The sequence below is a fragment of the Microbacterium lemovicicum genome (assembly GCF_003991875.1).
Classification (GTDB): Bacteria; Actinomycetota; Actinomycetes; order Actinomycetales; family Microbacteriaceae; genus Microbacterium; species Microbacterium lemovicicum.
This window is the reverse complement of record NZ_CP031423.1, coordinates 1,058,114-1,077,234: the sequence shown is the minus strand read 5'-3', so window position 1 is coordinate 1,077,234 and position 19,121 is coordinate 1,058,114. Positions and strand designations below refer to the sequence as shown.

General features: G+C 71.8%; 18 protein-coding genes. 2 read left to right on the top strand and 16 right to left on the bottom strand.

Annotated elements, in window-relative coordinates; all coding sequences use genetic code 11:
• Positions 1–27: 27 nt before the first annotated feature.
• The 10 genes from CVS47_RS04975 to CVS47_RS04930 all read right to left on the bottom strand — a co-directional run bounded on the left by CVS47_RS04975 (position 28) and on the right by CVS47_RS04930 (position 9,616).
• The gene (locus tag CVS47_RS04975; protein ID WP_127095102.1) at positions 28–2,457 is read right to left on the bottom strand and encodes a heavy metal translocating P-type ATPase; all 2,430 of its coding nucleotides are present in this window, start codon (positions 2,455–2,457) and stop codon (positions 28–30) included.
• Complete coding sequence (locus CVS47_RS04970; protein WP_127095101.1) at positions 2,454–2,666, bottom strand: heavy-metal-associated domain-containing protein; 213 nt, start codon at positions 2,664–2,666, stop codon at positions 2,454–2,456. The genes CVS47_RS04975 and CVS47_RS04970 overlap by 4 nt, the downstream gene beginning before the upstream one ends.
• 71 nt (positions 2,667–2,737) lie before the next feature.
• Positions 2,738–3,598 carry an aldehyde dehydrogenase family protein gene (locus tag CVS47_RS04965; protein WP_127095100.1) on the bottom strand — a complete coding sequence of 287 codons (861 nt, stop codon included), beginning with the start codon at positions 3,596–3,598 and terminating at the stop codon, positions 2,738–2,740.
• A complete protein-coding gene (locus tag CVS47_RS04960; RefSeq protein ID WP_127095099.1) occupies positions 3,595–5,097 on the bottom strand; it encodes an aldehyde dehydrogenase family protein in 1,503 nt (500 codons plus the stop codon). The genes CVS47_RS04965 and CVS47_RS04960 overlap by 4 nt, the downstream gene beginning before the upstream one ends.
• A 34-nt stretch (positions 5,098–5,131) precedes the next feature.
• On the bottom strand, positions 5,132–6,139 hold the full coding sequence (gene deoC, locus CVS47_RS04955) for a deoxyribose-phosphate aldolase (protein WP_127095098.1): 1,008 nt from the start codon (positions 6,137–6,139) through the stop codon (positions 5,132–5,134).
• A 73-nt stretch (positions 6,140–6,212) separates the two neighbouring features.
• Entirely contained in the window at positions 6,213–7,172 is a 960-nt protein-coding gene (locus CVS47_RS04950) for a bifunctional riboflavin kinase/FAD synthetase (protein WP_127095097.1), read from the bottom strand.
• Positions 7,169–7,618, bottom strand: a complete 450-nt coding sequence (locus CVS47_RS04945; protein WP_127095096.1) for a hypothetical protein — start codon at positions 7,616–7,618, stop codon at positions 7,169–7,171. Before CVS47_RS04945 ends, CVS47_RS04950 begins: the two co-directional genes overlap by 4 nt.
• Positions 7,619–7,665: 47 nt before the next feature.
• Entirely contained in the window at positions 7,666–8,034 is a 369-nt protein-coding gene (locus tag CVS47_RS04940) for a hypothetical protein (RefSeq protein WP_127095095.1), read from the bottom strand.
• Positions 8,031–8,930 carry a tRNA pseudouridine(55) synthase TruB gene (gene truB / locus CVS47_RS04935; RefSeq protein WP_127095094.1) on the bottom strand — a complete coding sequence of 300 codons (900 nt, stop codon included), beginning with the start codon at positions 8,928–8,930 and terminating at the stop codon, positions 8,031–8,033. Before truB ends, CVS47_RS04940 begins: the two co-directional genes overlap by 4 nt.
• Entirely contained in the window at positions 8,930–9,616 is a 687-nt protein-coding gene (locus tag CVS47_RS04930; protein ID WP_127095093.1) for a nucleoside/nucleotide kinase family protein, read from the bottom strand. The genes truB and CVS47_RS04930 overlap by 1 nt, the downstream gene beginning before the upstream one ends.
• Before the next feature lie 72 nt (positions 9,617–9,688).
• On the opposite strand from CVS47_RS04930, the gene CVS47_RS04925 reads away from it, so the two are divergent.
• Positions 9,689–10,609 carry an HhH-GPD family protein gene (locus CVS47_RS04925; RefSeq protein ID WP_127095092.1) on the top strand — a complete coding sequence of 307 codons (921 nt, stop codon included), beginning with the start codon at positions 9,689–9,691 and terminating at the stop codon, positions 10,607–10,609.
• Here the strand turns inward: CVS47_RS04925 and CVS47_RS04920 are convergent.
• The 6 genes from CVS47_RS04920 to CVS47_RS04895 all read right to left on the bottom strand — a co-directional run bounded on the left by CVS47_RS04920 (position 10,552) and on the right by CVS47_RS04895 (position 18,502).
• The gene (locus tag CVS47_RS04920) at positions 10,552–11,526 is read right to left on the bottom strand and encodes a CPBP family intramembrane glutamic endopeptidase (RefSeq protein WP_127095091.1); all 975 of its coding nucleotides are present in this window, start codon (positions 11,524–11,526) and stop codon (positions 10,552–10,554) included. The two genes, CVS47_RS04925 and CVS47_RS04920, sit on opposite strands and share 58 nt — an antisense overlap.
• 128 nt (positions 11,527–11,654) lie before the next feature.
• Positions 11,655–12,194: a 30S ribosome-binding factor RbfA gene (gene rbfA, locus CVS47_RS04915; RefSeq protein ID WP_127095090.1), complete on the bottom strand. Its 540-nt coding sequence runs from the start codon at positions 12,192–12,194 to the stop codon at positions 11,655–11,657.
• Positions 12,195–12,287: 93 nt separating this feature from the next.
• Positions 12,288–15,092 carry a translation initiation factor IF-2 gene (infB, locus tag CVS47_RS04910; RefSeq protein ID WP_127095089.1) on the bottom strand — a complete coding sequence of 935 codons (2,805 nt, stop codon included), beginning with the start codon at positions 15,090–15,092 and terminating at the stop codon, positions 12,288–12,290.
• 112 nt (positions 15,093–15,204) lie between these two features.
• Complete coding sequence (locus CVS47_RS04905) at positions 15,205–15,456, bottom strand: YlxR family protein (protein ID WP_127095088.1); 252 nt, start codon at positions 15,454–15,456, stop codon at positions 15,205–15,207.
• Positions 15,457–15,524: 68 nt separating this feature from the next.
• Entirely contained in the window at positions 15,525–16,514 is a 990-nt protein-coding gene (gene nusA, locus CVS47_RS04900) for a transcription termination factor NusA (RefSeq protein ID WP_127095087.1), read from the bottom strand.
• Between the two features lie 128 nt (positions 16,515–16,642).
• A complete protein-coding gene (locus CVS47_RS04895; RefSeq protein WP_127095086.1) occupies positions 16,643–18,502 on the bottom strand; it encodes a lipase family protein in 1,860 nt (619 codons plus the stop codon).
• Between the two features lie 89 nt (positions 18,503–18,591).
• On the opposite strand from CVS47_RS04895, the gene CVS47_RS04890 reads away from it, so the two are divergent.
• Positions 18,592–19,095, top strand: coding sequence for a pyridoxamine 5'-phosphate oxidase family protein (locus CVS47_RS04890; protein ID WP_127095085.1), 504 nt, complete (start codon positions 18,592–18,594; stop codon positions 19,093–19,095).
• Positions 19,096–19,121 lie beyond the last annotated feature (26 nt).

Here is a 19,121-nt window from a genome sequence, read left to right as displayed (position 1 = left end):
CGTCGCGATCCGGCGCGCGGCGGCGCGTCAGAGCGCGCGACGCAGCCGCAGGCTGTTGAGGACGACGAACACGCTGGAGAAGGCCATCGCCGCTCCGGCGATCATCGGGTTCAGCAGTCCGAGCGCGGCGAGCGGCAGAGCGGCCACGTTGTAAGCGAACGCCCAGAACAGGTTGCCGCGGATGACCCGCATGGTGCGCCGGCTGAGCCGGATCGCGTCGACGGCCGCCGACAGCTCCGAGCGCACGAGGGTGATGTCGCTGGCATGCCGGGCGGCATCCGTCCCGCCGCCCATGGCGACGCCGAGATCGCTGACGGCGAGCGCAGCGGCGTCGTTGACCCCGTCGCCGACCATGACGACGCGTCGTCCGGCCGCCTGCAGGCGCTCGATCTCGACGACCTTGCCCTCGGGGAGAACGCCGGCGACCACCGTGCGGATGCCGACCTGGTCGGCCACCGCGTGTGCGGCTCCCGCGTTGTCGCCGGTCAGGAGGACGACCTCCAGCCCGAGGTCGTGCAGGGCGGCGACGGCCGCGGCGCTGTCCGCGCGCACGGTGTCGGCGATCTCGAGCACGGCGCGAAGCTGCCCGTCCCAGCCCACGACGACCGCCGTGGACCGCTGCTCGATGTCGGCGACGGCCGCCGAGAGCTCGGGCGGCAGCGCGCCACCCTGCGCCTGCGACTGCGCGAAGGCGGGGCGCCCGGCGAAGACGGCGCGACCCTCGACGGTGCCGGTGACGCCGTGACCGGCGTGGCTGGCGAAGTCCGTGAGGGCAGGAATGAGCCCGCCCCCGTCGGCGGCGCGCACGACGGCCGCGGCGAGCGGGTGCTCCGAGGCGGACTCGACGGCGGCCGCCAGACGCAGCGCCTCCGCCTCGCCCGTGCCGGGTGCCGTCACGACCGACCGCACGGACATGCGGCCCTCGGTCACGGTGCCGGTCTTGTCGAGCACGACCGTGTCGACGCGGTCGGCGGATTCGAGCGCCTCCGGTCCGGTGACCAGGATGCCGCGCTGCGCCCCGCGTCCGGTTCCGACGAGCACGGCGATGGGCGTGGCGAGCCCCAGCGCGCAGGGGCAGGCGATGATCAGCACCGCCACGCCGGCGATGAACCCGGAGGCGAGGGGCTGTCCCGCGATGACCCAGGCCAGCACGGTGAGCACCGCGAGCACGATGACGATCGGCACGAACACCGCGGAGATGCGATCGGCGAGACGCTGGACTCGGCTCTTGCCGGCCTGCGCGTCCTCGACCAGTCGAGCCATGTGCGCGAGCCGGGTGTCCTCCCTCACCGAGGCGGCGCGCACCAGGATGCGGCCGTCGACGACGAGGGTGCCGCCGGTCACGCTGCCGCCCGGTGCGACCTCGACGGGAACCGACTCTCCGGTGAGCATGCTCTGGTCGACCGAGGCGGAGCCGTCCTCGACGATGCCGTCGGCGGCCACCGTGCCGCCCGGGCGCACCGCGAAGACCTCGCCCACGCGGAGCTGACCGATCGGCACGCGCCGGCCGTCCGCGAGCTCGACGTCCTTGGCGCCCAGGTCCATCAGGGAGCGGAGCGCCGCGCCGGCGCGGCGCTTCGAGCGCTGCTCGATGAGCCGGCCGAGGAGCAGGAAGGAGGTGACGGCGGCCGCGACCTCGAAGTACACGTGCGACCCGGCATCCTCCGACCGCCCGAAGAGCGTGAAGCCCTCGGTCATGCCCATGCCGCCTGCACCGCCGAAGACGAGCGCCCAGACGCTCCACAGGAGCGCTGCGATCGTGCCGAGCGTGATGAGCGTGTCCATCGTCGCGGCGCCGTGTCGCGCGTTGCGGAGCGTGGCCCGGTGGAACGGCCAGCCGCCCCACAACACGATCGGTGCGGTGAGCACCAGCGAGACCCACTGCCATCCGGCGAACTGCAGCGGCTCGATCATGCCGAGCGCGACGACCGGCACCGCGAGGGCGGCGCTGACCGCGAACCGCGTGCGCAGGGTGGTCCTGCCCGGCTCGTCGTCCGCACCGTGGTCGTGAGCGCCGGCCGCGTGCTCGTGGGCACCGGTCGTGTGGTCGGGAGCGCCGGCCGCGTGGTCGTGGGAGCTCCCGGAGTGGTCGTGCGACGGAGCACCGTGCGCCGCGGCATTCACGACGGCTTCCTCGACAGCGGCTCCTTCGACAGGTGGCGCCTGGTCGCCGGAGCCGAGCTCGGCCGCCTGCGCGACCGCCGCCGGCGTCGCGCCGGTGCTGCGGCGCACCGTCGCGTCATAGCCCGCACGGCGGACGGCCGCGAGGAGGTCGTCCTCGCCGACGCCCGAGGGGAACGACACCTTCGCCGACTCCGTGGCGAGGTTCACCGAGGCGACGACGCCGTCGACTCCCTGCAGGCGCTTCTCGACGCGCGCCACGCAGCTCGCGCACGTCATGCCCTCGATGGCGAGGGTCGCCTCGCGGCGCTCCCCGTCGACCACGGGCGTGCTCATGACCGACCGGCGAGGGTGTAGCCGGCCTCCGACACAGCCGCCTCGAGGTCGGACGCGGGCGGCTCGGCTGCGGCGGTCACCCGCACGGTTCCGGCCGCGACGTCCACGTCGACGCTGTCGACGCCCGGCAGTGCCGAGACCTCGGTGGTCACGGCGGCGGCGCAGTGCGCGCAGGTCATGCCCTCGACGAGGTACGTGTAGCTCTCCATGACTGACTCCTTCGATCGTCACCGGAGTCAACAGGATACCCCCGGGGGGTATTCCCCGGGGGTATCCGACCTCAGATCAGGCTCTTGGTGTGCCACACCGTCTTGATCTCGGTGAACGCGCTGATGCGCTCGAGGCTCGGAGCCGCGGCATCCGGTCCCTCTTCGGGCGGCAGCACCCGGGTCAGCGTGTCGGCGGCCGTGATCTGCAGGTCCACCCAGTCCAGGGCGCCCGCGCCGACGAGGTCGAGCGCGTTGACGTCCGCGTGCGCGGCCAGCCATGGCGCGATCTCAGCGGGCGAGCCCGTGAGCACGTTGACGACTCCCCCGGGCACGTCGCTCGTCGCGAGCACCTCGGCGAGCGAGATCGCCGACAGCGGGTAGCGCTCGCTGGCGACCACGACGACGGCGTTGCCGGTGACGAGCGGCGGCGCGACGGCCGAGACCAGCCCCAGGAGCGACGAGTCCTGCGGCGCGATGACGGCCACGACGCCCGTGGGCTCGGGCACCGAGATGTTGAAGTACGGACCGGCGACGGGGTTCGCGTTGCCGGCGACCTGCGCGTGCTTGTCGGTCCAGCCGGCGTACCAGACCCAGCGGTCGATGGCCTCGTCGACCTGCGCCGCAGCGGCCTCCGCCGACACGCCCTCGACCTGAACGATCTCGTCGATGAACTGCGCACGCCGGCCTTCGAGGAGCTCGGCGATGCGGTAGAGCACCTGTCCGCGGTTGTAGGCGGTGGCGCCCGACCAGCCCTTGACCGCCGCGCGTGCGGCCACGACGGCGTCACGCGCGTCCTTGCGGGAGGCCTGTGCGGCGTTGGCCAGGAACGACCCGTCGGCCGCGCGGATCTCGTAGGTGCGCCCCGACTCGCTGCGCGGGAAGGAGCCGCCGATGTAGAGCTTGTAGGTCTTGGGGACGGAGAGGCGCGTCATTTCGCGGCCGCCTTTCTCGCGGAGCGCTTCGGTCTCGCCGGCGCCGCTGTGAGAGCGGTGGCGGATGCTGCGGGGGCGAGGTAGGCGGCGAGGCCCTGGCGTCCGCCCTCCCGGCCGTAGCCGGACTCCTTGTAGCCGCCGAACGGCGAGGCGGGGTCGAACTTGTTGAAGGTGTTCGCCCACACGACGCCCGCGCGGAGCTTGTCGGCCACGGCGAGGATGCGGCTGCCCTTGTCAGACCAGATGCCCGCGGACAGGCCGTAGGGGGTGTTGTTCGCCTTCGCGATCGCCTCGGCGGGCGTGCGGAACGACAGCACCGACAGCACGGGCCCGAAGATCTCCTCGCGCGCGATGCGGTGGCTGGTCTCGACGCCGGTGAAGATCGTCGGTGCGAACCAGAAGCCGTTGTCGGGCAGCACGCAGTCGGGGCTCCAGCGCTCGGCGCCCTCCTCCTCGCCGGCCGCGGTGAGCGTGCGGATGCGCTCGAGCTGCTCGGCGGAGTTGATGGCGCCGATGTCGGTGTTCTTGTCGAGCGGATCGCCGAGGCGCAGGGTCGACAGGCGCTCCTTGAGGCGCGCGACGACCTCGTCGTGGATGGACTCCTGCACCAGCAGGCGGCTGCCCGCGCAGCAGACGTGACCCTGGTTGAAGAAGATGCCGTTGACGACGCCCTCGATGGCCTGATCGATGGGGGCGTCGTCGAAGACGATGTTCGCCGCCTTGCCGCCGAGCTCGAGCGTCAGCTTCTTGCCGGTGCCCGCGACCTGCTTGGCGATCGCGCGGCCGACGCCGGTCGAGCCGGTGAAGGCGACCTTGTCGATGTCGGCCGCGACGAGCGCCACGCCGGTGGCGCCCGCACCGGTGACGATGTTCACCACACCGGGCGGCAGGTCGGCCTGCTGCAGGATCTCGGCGAAGATCAGCGCCGACAGCGGCGTGGTCTCGGCGGGCTTGAGCACGACGGTGTTGCCGGCGGCGAGCGCCGGGGCGATCTTCCACGCCAGCATCAACAGGGGGAAGTTCCACGGGATGATCTGACCGGCGACACCCAGGGCACGCGGGTTCGCGCCGAGCCCGGCGTAGTCGAGCTTGTCGGCCCATCCGGCGTAGGAGAAGAACCACGCGGCCACGAGCGGCACGTCGACGTCGCGGCTCTCCTTGATCGGCTTGCCGTTGTCGAGGCTCTCGGCGACGGCGAGCTCGCGGGCGCGCTCCTGCACGAGGCGGGCGATGCGGTACAGGTACTTGCCGCGGTCGCGGCCGCTCATCGTCGACCACACGGTGTCGTAGGCGCGGCGCGCGGCGGCGACGGCGTCGGCGACGTCGGCCTCGTCGGCCTGCGCGATCATGGCGATGTGCGACTCGTCCGCCGGCGAGATCGTCGCGAACGGTTCTCCGCGGCCGGCGCGGAACTCGCCGTCGATGAAGAGGCCGTAGTCCTCACGGAGCCGCAGGACGGAGCGCGACTCGGGCGCGGGGGCGTATTCCAGGAAGCTCATCCCTGACCTTTCGATTGCGGTGCGCAGACCGGCATCAGTCGATCGTCACGTAGTCGGCGCCGGAGTAGTTCCCGGAGCGCATCTTCTGGCGCTGGAGCAGCACGTCGTTGAGCAGGCTCGAGGCGCCGTAGCGGAACAGGTGCGGCTGAAGCCACTCCTCGCCCACGGTCTCGGCGACCGTCACGAGGTACTTGATGGCGTCTTTCGAGGTGCGGATGCCGCCCGCGGGCTTGACCCCGACCTTCTCGCCCGTGGCGCGGTGCCAGTCGCGGACGACTTCGAGCATCAGCAGTGTGGTGGGCAGGGTGGCCGCGGGCTGCACCTTGCCGGTGGACGTCTTGATGAAATCGCCGCCCGCGAGGATGGCGAGCCAGGATGCGCGCTTGATGTTGTCGTAGGTGGTGAGCTCGCCGGTCTCGAGGATCACTTTGAGCGAGGCGGCGGTGCCGTCCGGACGACGGCACGCCTCCTTGACGCGCGCGATCTGCTCGAACACGAGGCCGTAGCGCCCGGAGAGGAAGGCGCCGCGATCGATGACCATGTCGATCTCGTCGGCGCCGGCGGCCACGGCCTCCGCCGTGTCGCGCAGCTTGACCTCGAGCGAGGCGCGGCCGCTCGGGAACGCCGTGGCGACGGCCGCGACGCTGATGAGCCCGTCGTCGGGGTCGCCGTGGGCGGCACCGAGCGCCCCGACGGCGTCGGGCACCATGTCGCCGTAGACGCACACGGCCGCCACCCTCGGGCACGTCGGGTCCGAGGCATCCGGTCGCAGCGCCTTCGCGACGAGCGAGCGCACCTTGCCCGGGGTGTCGGAGCCCTCGAGGGTGGTGAGGTCGATCAGCTGGATGATGCGCTCGAGCGCCCACAGCTTCGACGACGTCTTTATGGAACGCGTGCCCAGCGCGGCGGCGCGCTGCTCGAGGCCGACGGCGTCGACGCCGGGCAGCCCGTGGAGGTAGCGACCGAGCGTGGCGTCGTCGGGCTGGCCCCCCAAGAGGTCGAGGGCACGCTCGGGCAGCGTCTGCAGATCGGTGCGGCTCATGCGCGACTCCTGAATGGTGGGGATGGGAATGATCGTAGGACGGCGCTCGATCGGGATCTACGGATGCCGCCGCTCACGTGAGCGCGGCACGGACGCGGCTGACGTCGTCGCCCATCTGGGCGATGAGGGCGTCGATGCCGCCGAAGGCGACCATGCCGCGGATGCGCGCGGTGAACTGCACCTCGACGTGGTGGCCGTAGAGGTCGAGGTCGGTCTCGTCGAGCACGTAGGCCTCGACCTGGCGCACCGGCACGTCGTCGAAGGTCGGGTTGGTGCCGATGCTGATGGCCGCGGGGTACCGCACCTGTCGCCGGGTGCCGCCCTGGACGCCCTCGTCGACGAGCCAGCCGGCGTAGACGCCGTCGGCGGGCACGAAGCCCTCGAGGTCGGCCGAGAGGTTCGCCGTCGGATAGCCGAGTTCGCGACCGCGCTTGAGTCCGTGCACGACCTCGCCCCAGACCGCGTGCGGGCGACCGAGCAGCCGGCCGGCGCCCTCGACGTCGCCCTCCGCGAGCAGCTCGCGGATCCAGGTCGAGGAGACCCGGCGGTCGCGGTCGACCGAGCGGATGTCGTCGACGACCTCAACCCGGAACCCGAGTTCGCCGCCCATCTCCGCCAGCAGCGCGGGGTCGCCGGCGCCACCGCGGCCGAAGCGGAAGTCTTCGCCGACGAGGACGGTGCGCACGGCGAGCGAGCCGACCAGCACGTGCTCGACGAACTCGCGGGCCGTGAGGTTCGCCAGCGCCTCGTCGAAGGTCAGCAGCAGGGTCGCGTCCACGCCGGTCTCGCCGAGGAAGGTGAGCTTCTGCGTGACGCCGATGAGGCTCTCCGGGCACTTGTCGGGACGCAGGAGGCTCAGCGGGTTGCGGTCGAACGTGACCGCGACCAGGCGCGCGCCGGTGGCCGCGGCATCCACCCTCGCCTTGTTGATGACGGCGCGATGACCGGCGTGCACCCCGTCGAACTTGCCGATGGCGGCGATCGAGGGACCGAAGTCGGCGGGGACCTCGGACGGATCGCGGAAGACGATCATCGCTCGGATGCCGCGGCGACGGGACGACGGGCGACGGGACGCCCGCGGCGGTGGGCGACGAGCCACCAGAGCCCGAAGAACGGCAGGACCAGCGGGATGAAGAGGTAGCCCAGCCCGAACCATGACCACACCGTGGGGTGGGCGAACAGCTCGGGGAGGACCAGCGACAGGGTGCCCACCACCAGCACCCCGACGAGCTCGAAGACGATGGCGACCCACGCGATGCGGTACCAGGCCTCGAAGCGGGCGAAGACGAGCCCGAGCGTGGCGATGATGTAGACGACGGCCGACGCGGCCGACAGCGTGTACGCCACCGGCGCCTCATCGAATCTCTCGGCGATCTGGACGAACGAGCGTCCGGTGGCGGCGAGCGCCATGATCGCGTAGACGACGACGAGGACCCGGCTGATCCCGGTCATGCGGCGCGAGGTGGGTGCGGTGGACATGTCGCCCTCCAGCTTAGTTGCCGTGCGCCGGCGGACGTCCGGCGGGCTCACGCGACCTGGATGGTCCAGATCGCGTACATGCGCCACACCATGACGGCCACGGCGAGCGCGGCGACACCCATGATGACGGTGCTCCAGCGGCTGCGCTCCAGGAGCGCCCAAAACACCGCGGCGGGCGGCACGAGCACCGCGGAGACCAGGTAGACCCAGAACTCCAGCAGGCTGCCGGTCGGCGGGTTGCCGGTGAGAGGCGCCACGATCGACGTCACGACCTGCACGACGAGGTACAGCTCGACGAGGGCCAGCGAGCCGACCGAGAGGTCGCTGGGCCGGCGGCCGGCCAGGCCGAGCACGACGCACAGGAGTCCGGCGAGAACGGCGAGCCCCACCCCCACGAGGGTCAGCCACAGGATCACGCGCTCTCCTCCCCCGGCAGGTTCATGACGCTCTTCACGTCCGGCCCCCGGCGCTCCACGATCCCCACGAGCGCGCCCGCCGGGTCGACCGCGGCGCTCGGGAAGCGCTCGACGCGGCCGGCGGCACCGGCGAGGCGCTTGCCGTGGCGCAGGTCGCGGGCCTCGTCGCCCGACACCGGGAGGGCGCCCAGGACGGCGGTCGCGACCGCCGCCGGCGTGAGCAGGCCGTCCGGTCCGATGGCGTCGACCGCGGTCGCCTGGTCCACCTCGAACGGTCCGATGCGGGTGCGACGCAGGGCCGTGAGGTGGCCGCCGACGCCGAGCGCCTCGCCGAGATCGCGGGCGAGCGCCCGGATGTAGGTGCCGCTGGTGCAGTCCACGGCGACGTCGAGGTCGAGGCTCTCCGACGAGGAGCGGCGCGCCCGCACGTCGAACCGGCTGACGGTGACGGCGCGGGCCTTGAGCTGCACGTCCTCACCCGCGCGGGCGAGGTCGTAGGCGCGACGCCCGTCGACCTTGATCGCCGAGACGGTGCTCGGCACCTGCGAGATCTCGCCGGTGAGCGCCGCGATGCCGGCGTCGACGGCGTCATCGGTCAGCGCGGCGATCGCCGCGGCATCCGCTGTCGTGAGGGTCTCCCCCTCGCGGTCGTCGGTCGACGTCGACGAGCCGAGGCGGATGGTGGCCTCGTAGGTCTTGTCGAGACCGACGATGTAGGTCAGCAGCCGCGTGGCGTGGCCGACACCCAGCACCAGCAGGCCGGTCGCCATCGGGTCGAGCGTGCCGGCGTGTCCGACCTTGCGGGTGTTCAGCGCCTTGCGGGTGCGGGAGACGGCGTCGTGGCTCGTGATGCCGCCCGGCTTGTCGACGAGGAGGATGCCGGTGGGTCCGGCCATCAGCAGTAGTCCCCGAAGATGCGGACCGGATGCGCGAGGTCGCTGTTCTCGACGATTGCGGTCGCGGCGGCGCTGGGCCGCGCCTCCCGGCGGTACAGCTCCTGCCCGCCGCGGTAGCGGGCGTTCGCGGGCGCATCGGGGTCGGGGTCGGATCCGTCGCGCAGGGCCATCCGCGCGAAGGACACGGCGTAGGGCACCTCGAGCCACAGCGCCCAGTTCCAGAGGCCGCGCAGTTCGGGCCGGTTCAGGAAGATGCCGTCCACGATGAGCACGGCGTCCCGCGGGGCGGTCACCCACGCGGCCTCGACGGGCGCGTCGCGGGTGACGTCGAAGGCGGAGAGCTGGAAGCCGGTGGACGCCCCGGTCTGGGCGCCCTCCCGGAACGGGTCGAGCAGCACGCGGCGGAACGTCGCGTAGTCGTAGGAGTCGCGGTAGAACCCCTCCGCGGAGTCCCGGCCGCGCGCGTAGCGTTCGGACCGGGGGCGGTGGAAGCCGTCGATGCTCGCGCGGTAGACCGCTGAGCCCGCCTCGGAGAACGCCTCGGCGAGGCCGTCGGCGAAGGTGGTCTTGCCTGCGCCGTCGACACCGTCGACCGCCAGCACGACGCGCCCGGCCGGGTAGTTGTGCCGCACCTCATCACGCAGATCGCGCCAGAGGGAGGTCACCGGGGTCGTGGGCAGTCGCACGCTCCCAGCCTACGGCGGGCGCGTGGCCACGGTGCGGGCCGCCGTGCGTCGGTGCGGCTTAGGGTGAGAGCCGTGCCCGACCTCGCGACGCCCCTCATCGCCTGGTACGCGGAGCACCGGCGCGACCTGCCCTGGCGGCGCGAGGGGTTCGATGCCTGGGGCGTGCTCGTCAGCGAGTTCATGCTGCAGCAGACGCCCGTGACGCGGGTCATCCCCCACCTCGAGGCATGGCTGCTGCGCTGGCCGCGACCGTCCGACCTCGCCGCCGACGCCCCCGCGGAGGCCGTCCGGCAGTGGGCGAACCTCGGCTATCCCCGCCGCGCCATCTGGCTGCACCGCGCCGCGGGCGAGATCGCCGAGCGCCACGGCGACGTGGTGCCGCGCGACGTCGAGGCCCTCCTCGCCCTCACCGGCATCGGCGACTACACGGCGAGGGCGGTGTCGGTGTTCGCCTACGGCGACCGGCATCCCGTCGTCGACACGAACACGCGGCGCGTGCTCGCCCGCACGGTCGACGGGCGCTCGCAGCCCGGACCGCCCGCCAAGCGCGACCTCGCCGCGATGGCGGCGGTGCTGCCCGCCGACGACTCCGCAGCCGCGATCGTCAACGCCGCGGCCATGGAGCTGGGCGCGGTCGTCTGCACCGCCCGTGCGCCGCGCTGCGGCGCCTGCCCGCTCGCGGACCGCTGCGCCTGGCGCGCCGCGGGCTATCCCGACACCGGCGACGAGCGCCGCCGGCAGGCGCGCTACGAGGGCAGCGACCGGCAGGCGCGCGGTGCGGTCCTCAGAACGCTGCGGGATGCCGCACCCGACCCGGTTCCGCTGACCGCGGTTCTCGCGGATTGGCCGGACGGCGCTCAGCGCGATCGCGCGATCGACTCGCTCATCGCGGACGGGCTCGCCGAAGCATCCGATTCACTGCTGCGCCTGCCGGCTCACCCGGAGACGGGTGCGACGGCCGGCCGCACGGGGTCGGGGCGCAGCTCCGCCTGAAGCCGATCGCCGCGGAACTGGCCCGACACCAGGAGCACCCCGATCGCCAGCGCGAACACGACCCACGTCATCACGCCGAGCGGGCCCGCGATCGCCGCGGACGGCACCGGGGAATCGGCGGCGACGAGCAGCACCCCCACGCCGGCGGACGCGTTGAAGGCGCCGTGCGCGAACACCGCCGGCCAGACCGACGCCGTGCGCAGGCGGCTCCACCCCAGGATCACGCCGAACAGGGAGCACGCCACGATCATCAGGACGACCCCGAGCGGGTTGGGCTCGGCGAAGTTGTAGCCCAGCAGGATCAGCGGTGCGTGCCACAGCCCCCAGAAGGCGCCCGAGACGAGCAGCGCCGGCCACGTGCCCAGGGGGCGGAGGGCCGGCAGCAGCCAGCCCCGCCACCCGACCTCCTCGCCGAACGCGAACGGCGCGTTGATGACGGCGGCGAGCGGGATGGAGGCGAGCTGGAGCGCGACCAGCAGCTGCACCGGGGGCAGCTCGATGCCGGCGGGCACGCCCGTCTGCAGCGCCTGCGCGAACCCCGAGAAGTCGGTCAGGTCGAGCGTGACGGCACCCGTCCGGGCCATCACGCCGAGCCCGACGATGAGGATCAGCGGCATCGCGACGATCATGGCCACCGCGACGCCGACCGTTCGCCGCGCGGGACGCAGCGGCCACATGCCGAGCTCGCGCAGCACCGCGCGCGCGCCGCGACGACCTCGGGTGCGCCGCTGCACGAGCAGGGCCAGCACAGTGGCGAGGGCGGGCGTGAACATCATCGCCGCCGCGGTGGGGGCCAGCAGGATGTCGGTCAGTCCCTCTCCGCGCAGCCACAGGGGCAGCGCGACCAGCCAGGCGAGCACGACGGAGCTGACGGCGAACACGGTGACGGCGGGGAGGTCGACGCGGGAAGCGGTCATGCTCCGACGCTATCGACGGCGCGGGAGCGCGACCTCCCCCCTGCGGCGGAGATCGTGCTCAGTCGCGCGGGGGGGGGGCGACGGAGGGCGGCCGGCAGCGTGAGACTGGCGACCGCCGCCCTGCCCGGTCAGGACGTGGCGGATGCCTTCGCGTCGCCGTCGGACGCGTCGTCGTTGTCGTCGGAGCCGTCGTCGTCGGAGGCATCGTTCGCGACGTCGCTCGTGGGCGCGGCGGCCACGTCGTCGTCCGCATCGCGCGACTTGACGTACGGGTCCGCGTCGCCGGCGTACGTCGCCGTCGAGGCCAGACCCGCCACGGCGGCGTCGCGCTCGCGCGCCTCGCGCAGCAGGGCCGCGATGTGGTCGGCGTTCTCAGGGATCGCGTCGAGGAAGAACTCGAGCGACGGCGTGAGACGAGTGTTGAGGTGCTTGCCGACCTCGGTCCGCAGCAGGCCGCTGGCTGACTTGAGAGCCGCGGCGGTGTCGGCGCGCAGCGCCTCGTCGCCCATGACGGTGTAGAACACGGAGGCGTGCTGGAGGTCGCCGGTCACCTTCACGTCGGTGATGGTCACGAATCCGAGACGCGGGTCGCGGAGGCCCTTCTCGAGCCGCTCGGCCAGCACCACCCGGATCCTGTCGGCCACTCGTGCCTGTCGTTCGCCTGCCATGATCTCTCCCTCTGTGCGAACCCGCCGCGACGGCGGGTGAATGACAGGATGCCCCGCCCCGTGAAGGGCGGGGCATCCTGACGGTCTCGGAGCTCAGCTCCGGGGCTTCTCCACCATCTCGGTGGTCTCGATCTCGTCGCCGATCTGGATGTCGTTGAACTTGCCGAGGCCGATACCGGCCTCGAAGTCCGTGCGCACCTCGGTGACGTCGTCCTTGAACCGACGCAGCGACTCGATGGCCAGGCCGTCGGCCAGCACGATGCCGTCGCGGATGACACGCGCCTTGGCGTTTCGCGTGATCGTTCCCGACCGCACGATGACACCGGCGATGTTGCCGAACTTCGAGGAGCGGAACACCTCGCGGATCTCGGCGACACCCGACTGCACCTCTTCGAACTCCGGCTTGAGCATGCCCGTGAGGGACTGCTCGACGTCGTCGATCGCGTTGTAGATGACCGAGTAGAAGCGGATGTCCACGCCTTCGCGCGACGCCCGCTCGCGGGCCTTCGGGTCGGGGCGGACGTTGAAGCCGATGATGATCGCGTTGTCGATCGTCGCCAGGTTCACATCCGACTCGGTGATCGCACCGACACCGCGGTGGATGATCCGCAGCTGCACCGAATCGTCGACCTCGATCTTGAGGAGCGACTCCTCGAGCGCCTCGACGGCACCCGACACGTCGCCCTTGATGATGAGGTTGAGCGACTCGACCTTGCCCTCCTGGAGAGCACGGGTGAAGTCCTCGAGCGAGATGCGCTTGCGGGCCTTGGCCAGCTGGGCGTTGCGCTCGGCGGCCTCGCGCTTCTCGGCGATCTGACGGGCGAGACGGTCCTCCTCGGTGACGATGAAGGTGTCGCCGGCACGGGGCACGGAGTTCAGACCCTGCACCTGCACCGGACGCGACGGCCATGCCTCGAGGACGGCGTCGCCGTTCTCGTCGGCCATGGCACGCACGCGGCCGTAAGCGGTGCCCGCCACGATCGCGTCGCCGACCCGCAGCGTTCCGGACTGGATGAGCACGGTGGCCACGGAACCGCGACCCTTGTCGAGCTTGGCCTCGATCGCCACGCCGCGCGCCGCCTTGTTCGGGTTGGCCGTGAGGTCGAGCCCGGCGTCGGCGGTGAGCAGCACCGCGTCCAGGAGGTCCTGGATGCCGATGTTGTTGCGCGCCGAGACGTCGATGAACATGACGTCTCCGCCGTACTCCTCGGCGACCAGGCCGTACTCGGTGAGCTGCTGGCGCACCTTGCCGGGGTTGGCGTCGGGCTTGTCGATCTTGTTGACCGCGACGACGATCGGCACGTTGGCCGCCTGGGCATGGTTCAGCGCCTCCACCGTCTGCGGCATGATGCCGTCGTCGGCGGCGACCACGAGGATCGCGAGGTCGGTCACCTGCGCACCACGGGCACGCATGGCGGTGAACGCCTCGTGACCCGGAGTGTCGATGAAGGTGATCGCGCGGTCGATGCCCTCGTGCTCGGTCCAGACCTGGTACGCACCGATGTGCTGCGTGATGCCGCCGGCCTCGCCCGCGACCACGTTGGTCTGGCGGATGGCGTCGAGCAGTCGGGTCTTACCGTGGTCGACGTGACCCATGACGGTCACGACGGGAGGCCGGATCTCGAGGTCGTCCTCGTCCTCCGCCTCCAGCTCGGCCTCGAGATCGAGACCGAAGCCCTCGAGGAGCTCCTTGTCCTCGTCCTCGGGCGAGACCATCTGAATCTTGTAGCCGAGCTCCTCGCCGAGCACCTCGAAGGTGGCCTCGTCGAGCGACTCGGTGGCCGTGGCCATCTCACCCAGGTTGAACAGGATCGTCACGAGCGTGCCGGGCTGCACGGTGTAGCCGCGCAGCGCCTCGAGCTTGTCGGCGAAGTCGGCGATCGATGCGCCGCGACGCAGGCGGATGATCTCGCCGTTGCCCTTCGAGACGTTGACGCCACCGACGACCGGGGCGGACCGCATCTCGAATTCCTGGCGCTTGGCCCGACGCGACTTGCGCTGCTTGGACTTGCCGCCACCCTTTCCGAACGCACCTGCGGTGCCGCCGCCGGGGCCGCGGCCACGACCGCCACCACCGCCGGGGCGACCGGCGAAGCCGCCGCCGCCGGGCGCTCCACCGGGAGCACCGGGACGCTGGAAGCCGCCGCCGGCGCCGCCGGGGCGACCGGGACCGCCGGGACGCTGCTGGAAGGGCGCGCCGGGACGACCTGCGCCACCGGGACGACCTGCGCCACCAGGACGCGGTGCGCCGGGACGAGGTGCGCCGGGGCGCGGAGCCTGGGGACGTGGGATGTTGCCGGGCGACGGACGCTGGCCCATGCCCTGCGCCGAGGCGAACGGGTTGTTACCCGGACGCGGGCCGGCGGGACGCTGACCCATGCCCTGCGCCGAGGCGAAGGGGTTGTTGCCCGGACGCGGCGCGCCACCCGGACGCGGAGCCGCCGGAGCGGAGCCACCGGGGGTGGGAGCGGATGCCGCGGGTGCGGCCGGCGCCTCGGTCGAGGCCGACGGAGCTGCCGGGGTGGCCGCGGCCGCTGCGGCGGGTGCCGGCGCGGCGGGCTGCGGTGCGGACGGCTGCGGTGCCGACGGAGCGGCGGGCGTCGCCGCCGTGGGAGCGGCGGGCGCTGCCGGAGCCGGGGTCGCGGGGCCGGGGGTCGGGCCGCCGGCGGGACGGACGGGACCGGGACGACCGGCGGGACGCCCGGAGGTGGCTGCAGCCGGCTTGGACGGGGCGGCGGCGCTCGCGGCGCCTCCCTCGGCCTGAAGAGCGGCGCGGAGCTTGCGGGCCACAGGGGGCTCGATGGTGGACGACGGGCTCTTGACGAACTCGCCCAGTTCTTTCAGCTTGGCCAGAGCGACCTTGCTGTCGACTCCGAGCTCGGAGGCGATTTCATGCACGCGGGGTTTGGCGTTAGCCACAATTCTCCTGTCTGGGGTCCACCCAGGCAGGGCAGACCGTTAGTCGCGGACGGGACTCATTTCGAGCCGTTCACTTTTTTTCCATAGCCGTTCAGCCGTTTCGCTGGAGGTGGTCGATCAAGGTCTGCGCATCGGGCGAACCCGACACACGCAATGCACGCACAAAGGCACGGCGCCGGATGGCGGTCTCCGCACACTCGAGAGTCGGGTGGACCCACGCGCCCCTCCCGGGAATCGCCGCACGTTCATCGGGGATGAGCGCGGAATCGATGGCCACCACCCTGAGCAGGGAGGACCGGGAGGCACGAGCGCGACAACCGACGCACGTTCGTACAGATTCCATTCTACACCTGGGGGCTCAGCCCGCCGACCCCTTCGTGCGCTCCGCTTCAGGGGAGACCGGCGTCCGCGTCACGCGTCCTCGAGGATGCTGTCGGGCTGGATGTCGATCTTCGCGCCGGTCAGCTTGGCGGCGAGGCGGGCGTTCTGGCCTTCCTTGCCGATGGCCAGCGACAGCTGGTAGTCCGGCACCAGCGCGCGGACGGCCTTGGACGAGGCATCCAGGATGAAGCTGGAGGTCACCTTCGCCGGGGACAGCGCGTTCGCCACGAACTTCGCGAGCTCGGGGTCGTAGTCGACGATGTCGATCTTCTCGCCGCCGAGCTCCTCGGTGACGGCGCGGACGCGACGGCCGAGCTCGCCGATGCAGGCGCCCTTGGCGTTGATCGACGGGTCGTTCGCCTTGACCGCGACCTTGCTGCGGTGGCCGGCCTCGCGGGCGAGCGAGACGATCTCCACCAGTCCGGCGGCGATCTCGGGCACCTCGAGCGAGAAGAGCTTCCGCACGAGGCCGGGGTGCGTGCGCGACACGGTGATCTGCGGACCCTTGAGTCCCTTCGACACCGACGTGACGTAGACGCGCAGGCGCGATCCGTGGGTGTACTGCTCGCCGGGGACCTGCTCCTCCGGGGGGAGGATCGCCTCGACCGTGCCCAGGTCGACGTGCACCATGCGCGGGTTCGGACCCTGCTGCACGACGCCGGCGACGATGTCGCCCTCCTTGCCGCGGAATTCGCCGAGCACGGCGTCGTCGGCGATGTCGCGCAGACGCTGGCTGATGACCTGCTTGGCGGCGAAGGCGGCGATGCGGCCGAAGTCGTCGGGAACCTGCTCCTCTTCGCCCACGATCGCACCCTCGTCGTCGAGGACGGGTGCGTAGATGGCGACGTGCCCGGTCTTGCGGTCGAGCTCCGACCGCGCGCCGGCGGGGATCTCTCCGGACTCGGAGACGTGACGGCCGTAGGCGGTGAGGATCGCCTGCTCGATGATGCGTGCAAGCTCGTCGAAGGGGATGTCCTTCTCCCGCTCGATCGTCCTCAGCAGTCCGAGATCGATGTCCACAGTGCCCTCCAATATTCAGCTCTCACCGGGGACGTGCGCGCCCCGCGGCATCCTCCATACGATACCGGATGCTGCGCCGAACCTCCTGGGAGAGCCGGCCACCACCCGGGCGGTGACGACGGGGATGCTCATCCGGCGCACTCGGCCGCCGGTGCACTCCTTCCGTCGAACCGCTCCGCCGTCCAGCGCATGAGGGTCGGCAGGAAGCGGGAGCCCGGAGTGATCGGCTGGACATGCGAGTAGCCGGCCAGAACGGCACTGTCGATCGCGGTGCCTGCGTCGCACTGGCTGCGGACCCACTCCTCCTGCAGGCGCGGCGGAACGACCTCGTCGGCGCTCCCCCACACGGCCAGGACGGGGCTCGGGAACGGACCGGTCGCGGCGTTCTGGGCCAACCGGTCGCCCAGAGCCCCTCCGATGAGGCCGGCGGAGTAGATCGGGCGATCCTCGGACACTCCCAGCGCGCTGACGAGAGAGACCACGACGCCGGGCTCGAGCAGACATCGTTGCGTCATCTCCCGGACGATGGCGCGAGCGGCAGGCGTAACGTAGGTGTTGAGCGAGACATCGGGATAGGTCTGGCTGTAGGGGGCCAGCACCCAGGCGGTGAGAACCGACAGCTCCGCGCCGGCACCGCCGCGGATGAGTTCACCGGCGAGCGCTTTCGGGTCCGCCACGGGCGCCGCGACCGCCGTTCCGACGATCGTGAGCTGAGGCGTGTAGTCGCGTGCTAGCTGAGCCGTCCACAGGGCAGCGTGGCCTCCCTGCGAGTGACCCCACACGGCGACCTCCGACCCGAGCTCGACGAAGCCCGTGGTGGAACGGGCCTGCGCCTCGCGCGCTGCGAGGACGGCGTCCAGCGAGGACCGCGCCTCCCCTGCTCCGATCAGGTAGGGGAAGACTCCGGGGGCGCCCTGTCCGGAGTAGTCGGAGGCGACGACCACCCACCCTCGCGCCATGACCTCGTCCACCGCCGGGATGGCCCAGTCGATCGCGGAATCCTCGCGCAGACTCGGCGCGCAGCTGCGCGCGACGCCGGTCGTGCCGTGATTCCAGCTGACCACCGGTCGGGGCCCGGGCGGCGGGTCGACCGGGGTGATGACGAGCGCGCTGGCGACGGCCGCCCTGCCGGCCGAATCCTGCGTCGTGTAGAGGATCCGCTGCACCTCGCCTCCGGCCGGCGGCCAGCCCACGTAGTCGTCCGCACGGATGAGCCTCCCGTGCTCGGAGGGAACATCGTCCGGCGGGTCGTAGAACCCGTCGAGGACGGGGGCGCCGTCGGCGAGCCAGTCGTTGAGCCCCCAGCCGGCGGCGGACGCCGTAATCAGCATGAGGGCCAGCGCGTAGCGCCCCCCGGCCGCCCATGCGCGCCCGCGCCGCGCCCGCGCGCGCTCGACGGTGCCCGCGGACTCCGGCGGCTGCGCGCGCCGCGCGAGCTCCCGAATGCCGCCGATGACGGATGCCGCGCCGAAGACGATCGTGCGAGCTCCGAAGACCACGGCGACGACGAGCAGGGTGACGTCGGGCCATGTCAGGGAGAGGATGCCGAAGGCCAGCTGCGCTCCTCCCCACGCGGCGGCGAGCACGCGTTCGCTGACGCTCCCGCCGAGCACGGCGTCGCCCAGCGCGGCCAGCCCGCCGAGGATGATCAGGATGGCCAGGACGACGGGAAGGACCTCGAAGCTGCGCCCCAGCCAGATGAGCACCGCCGTCCCGCCGAGAAGCCACAGCACCGCGAACACGCGCGTCCACCATTCCGGCGAGCTGCGGTGGACGATCAGGGTGAACAGGCCGGAGATGATCGCGCTGCATCCGACGTAGACCGACAGCAGCAGGAGGGAGGTCAGAGGGCGGAAGACGATCATCACGCCGAGGACGGCGACGCCCAGACCGGCGATCGTCCGAACGCCCGGCGGCGTACGCGCCAGCAGCGTCGGCAGCGCACTGAAGCGCACGCGCCAGACGCCCTGACGGGGGTGATCGGCCATCGGTCAATCGTAGGTCGGCGCGGTCGGGGCGACCGTCCGACGATGTCAAGACCTTGGCGATCGATGCGGCCAGGCAGGAGCATCGAGTCATGACGGAACTGACAGGCAAGGAAGCACGCGATCGCGTGAAGGAACTCGTCGAGGACATCGACTTCACCATGCTGACGACGCAGGACGACGCCGGAAGGCTCGTCAGCCGCCCGATGAGCACACGGGAGATGGACGACAACGGCGACATCTGGTTCTTCACCTCGGAGGACACCAAGAAGGTCGAGGAGGCCAAGGCCGACCATGACGTCAACCTCGCCTACTGCGATGCGAAGGGGATGCGCTACGTCTCGGTCGCCGGACGCGCGAGCATCGTGCACGACGAGGCGAAGATGGCCGAGCTGTACTCGCCGTCGCTCGACATCTGGTTCGAGGACGGCCTCGACACCCCGGGGATCACCCTGCTGAAGGTCTCCCCCGTCGAGACGGAGTTCTGGGAGCCGGCGAAGAACAGGATCGCGATGGCGGCTGTGATGCTGAAGTCGCTGGTCACCCGCGACACCCCGGACGACGACATCACCAATCACGGGCGCATCGTCGGCTGACGGATGCGGCGGGCGGACGTGTGATC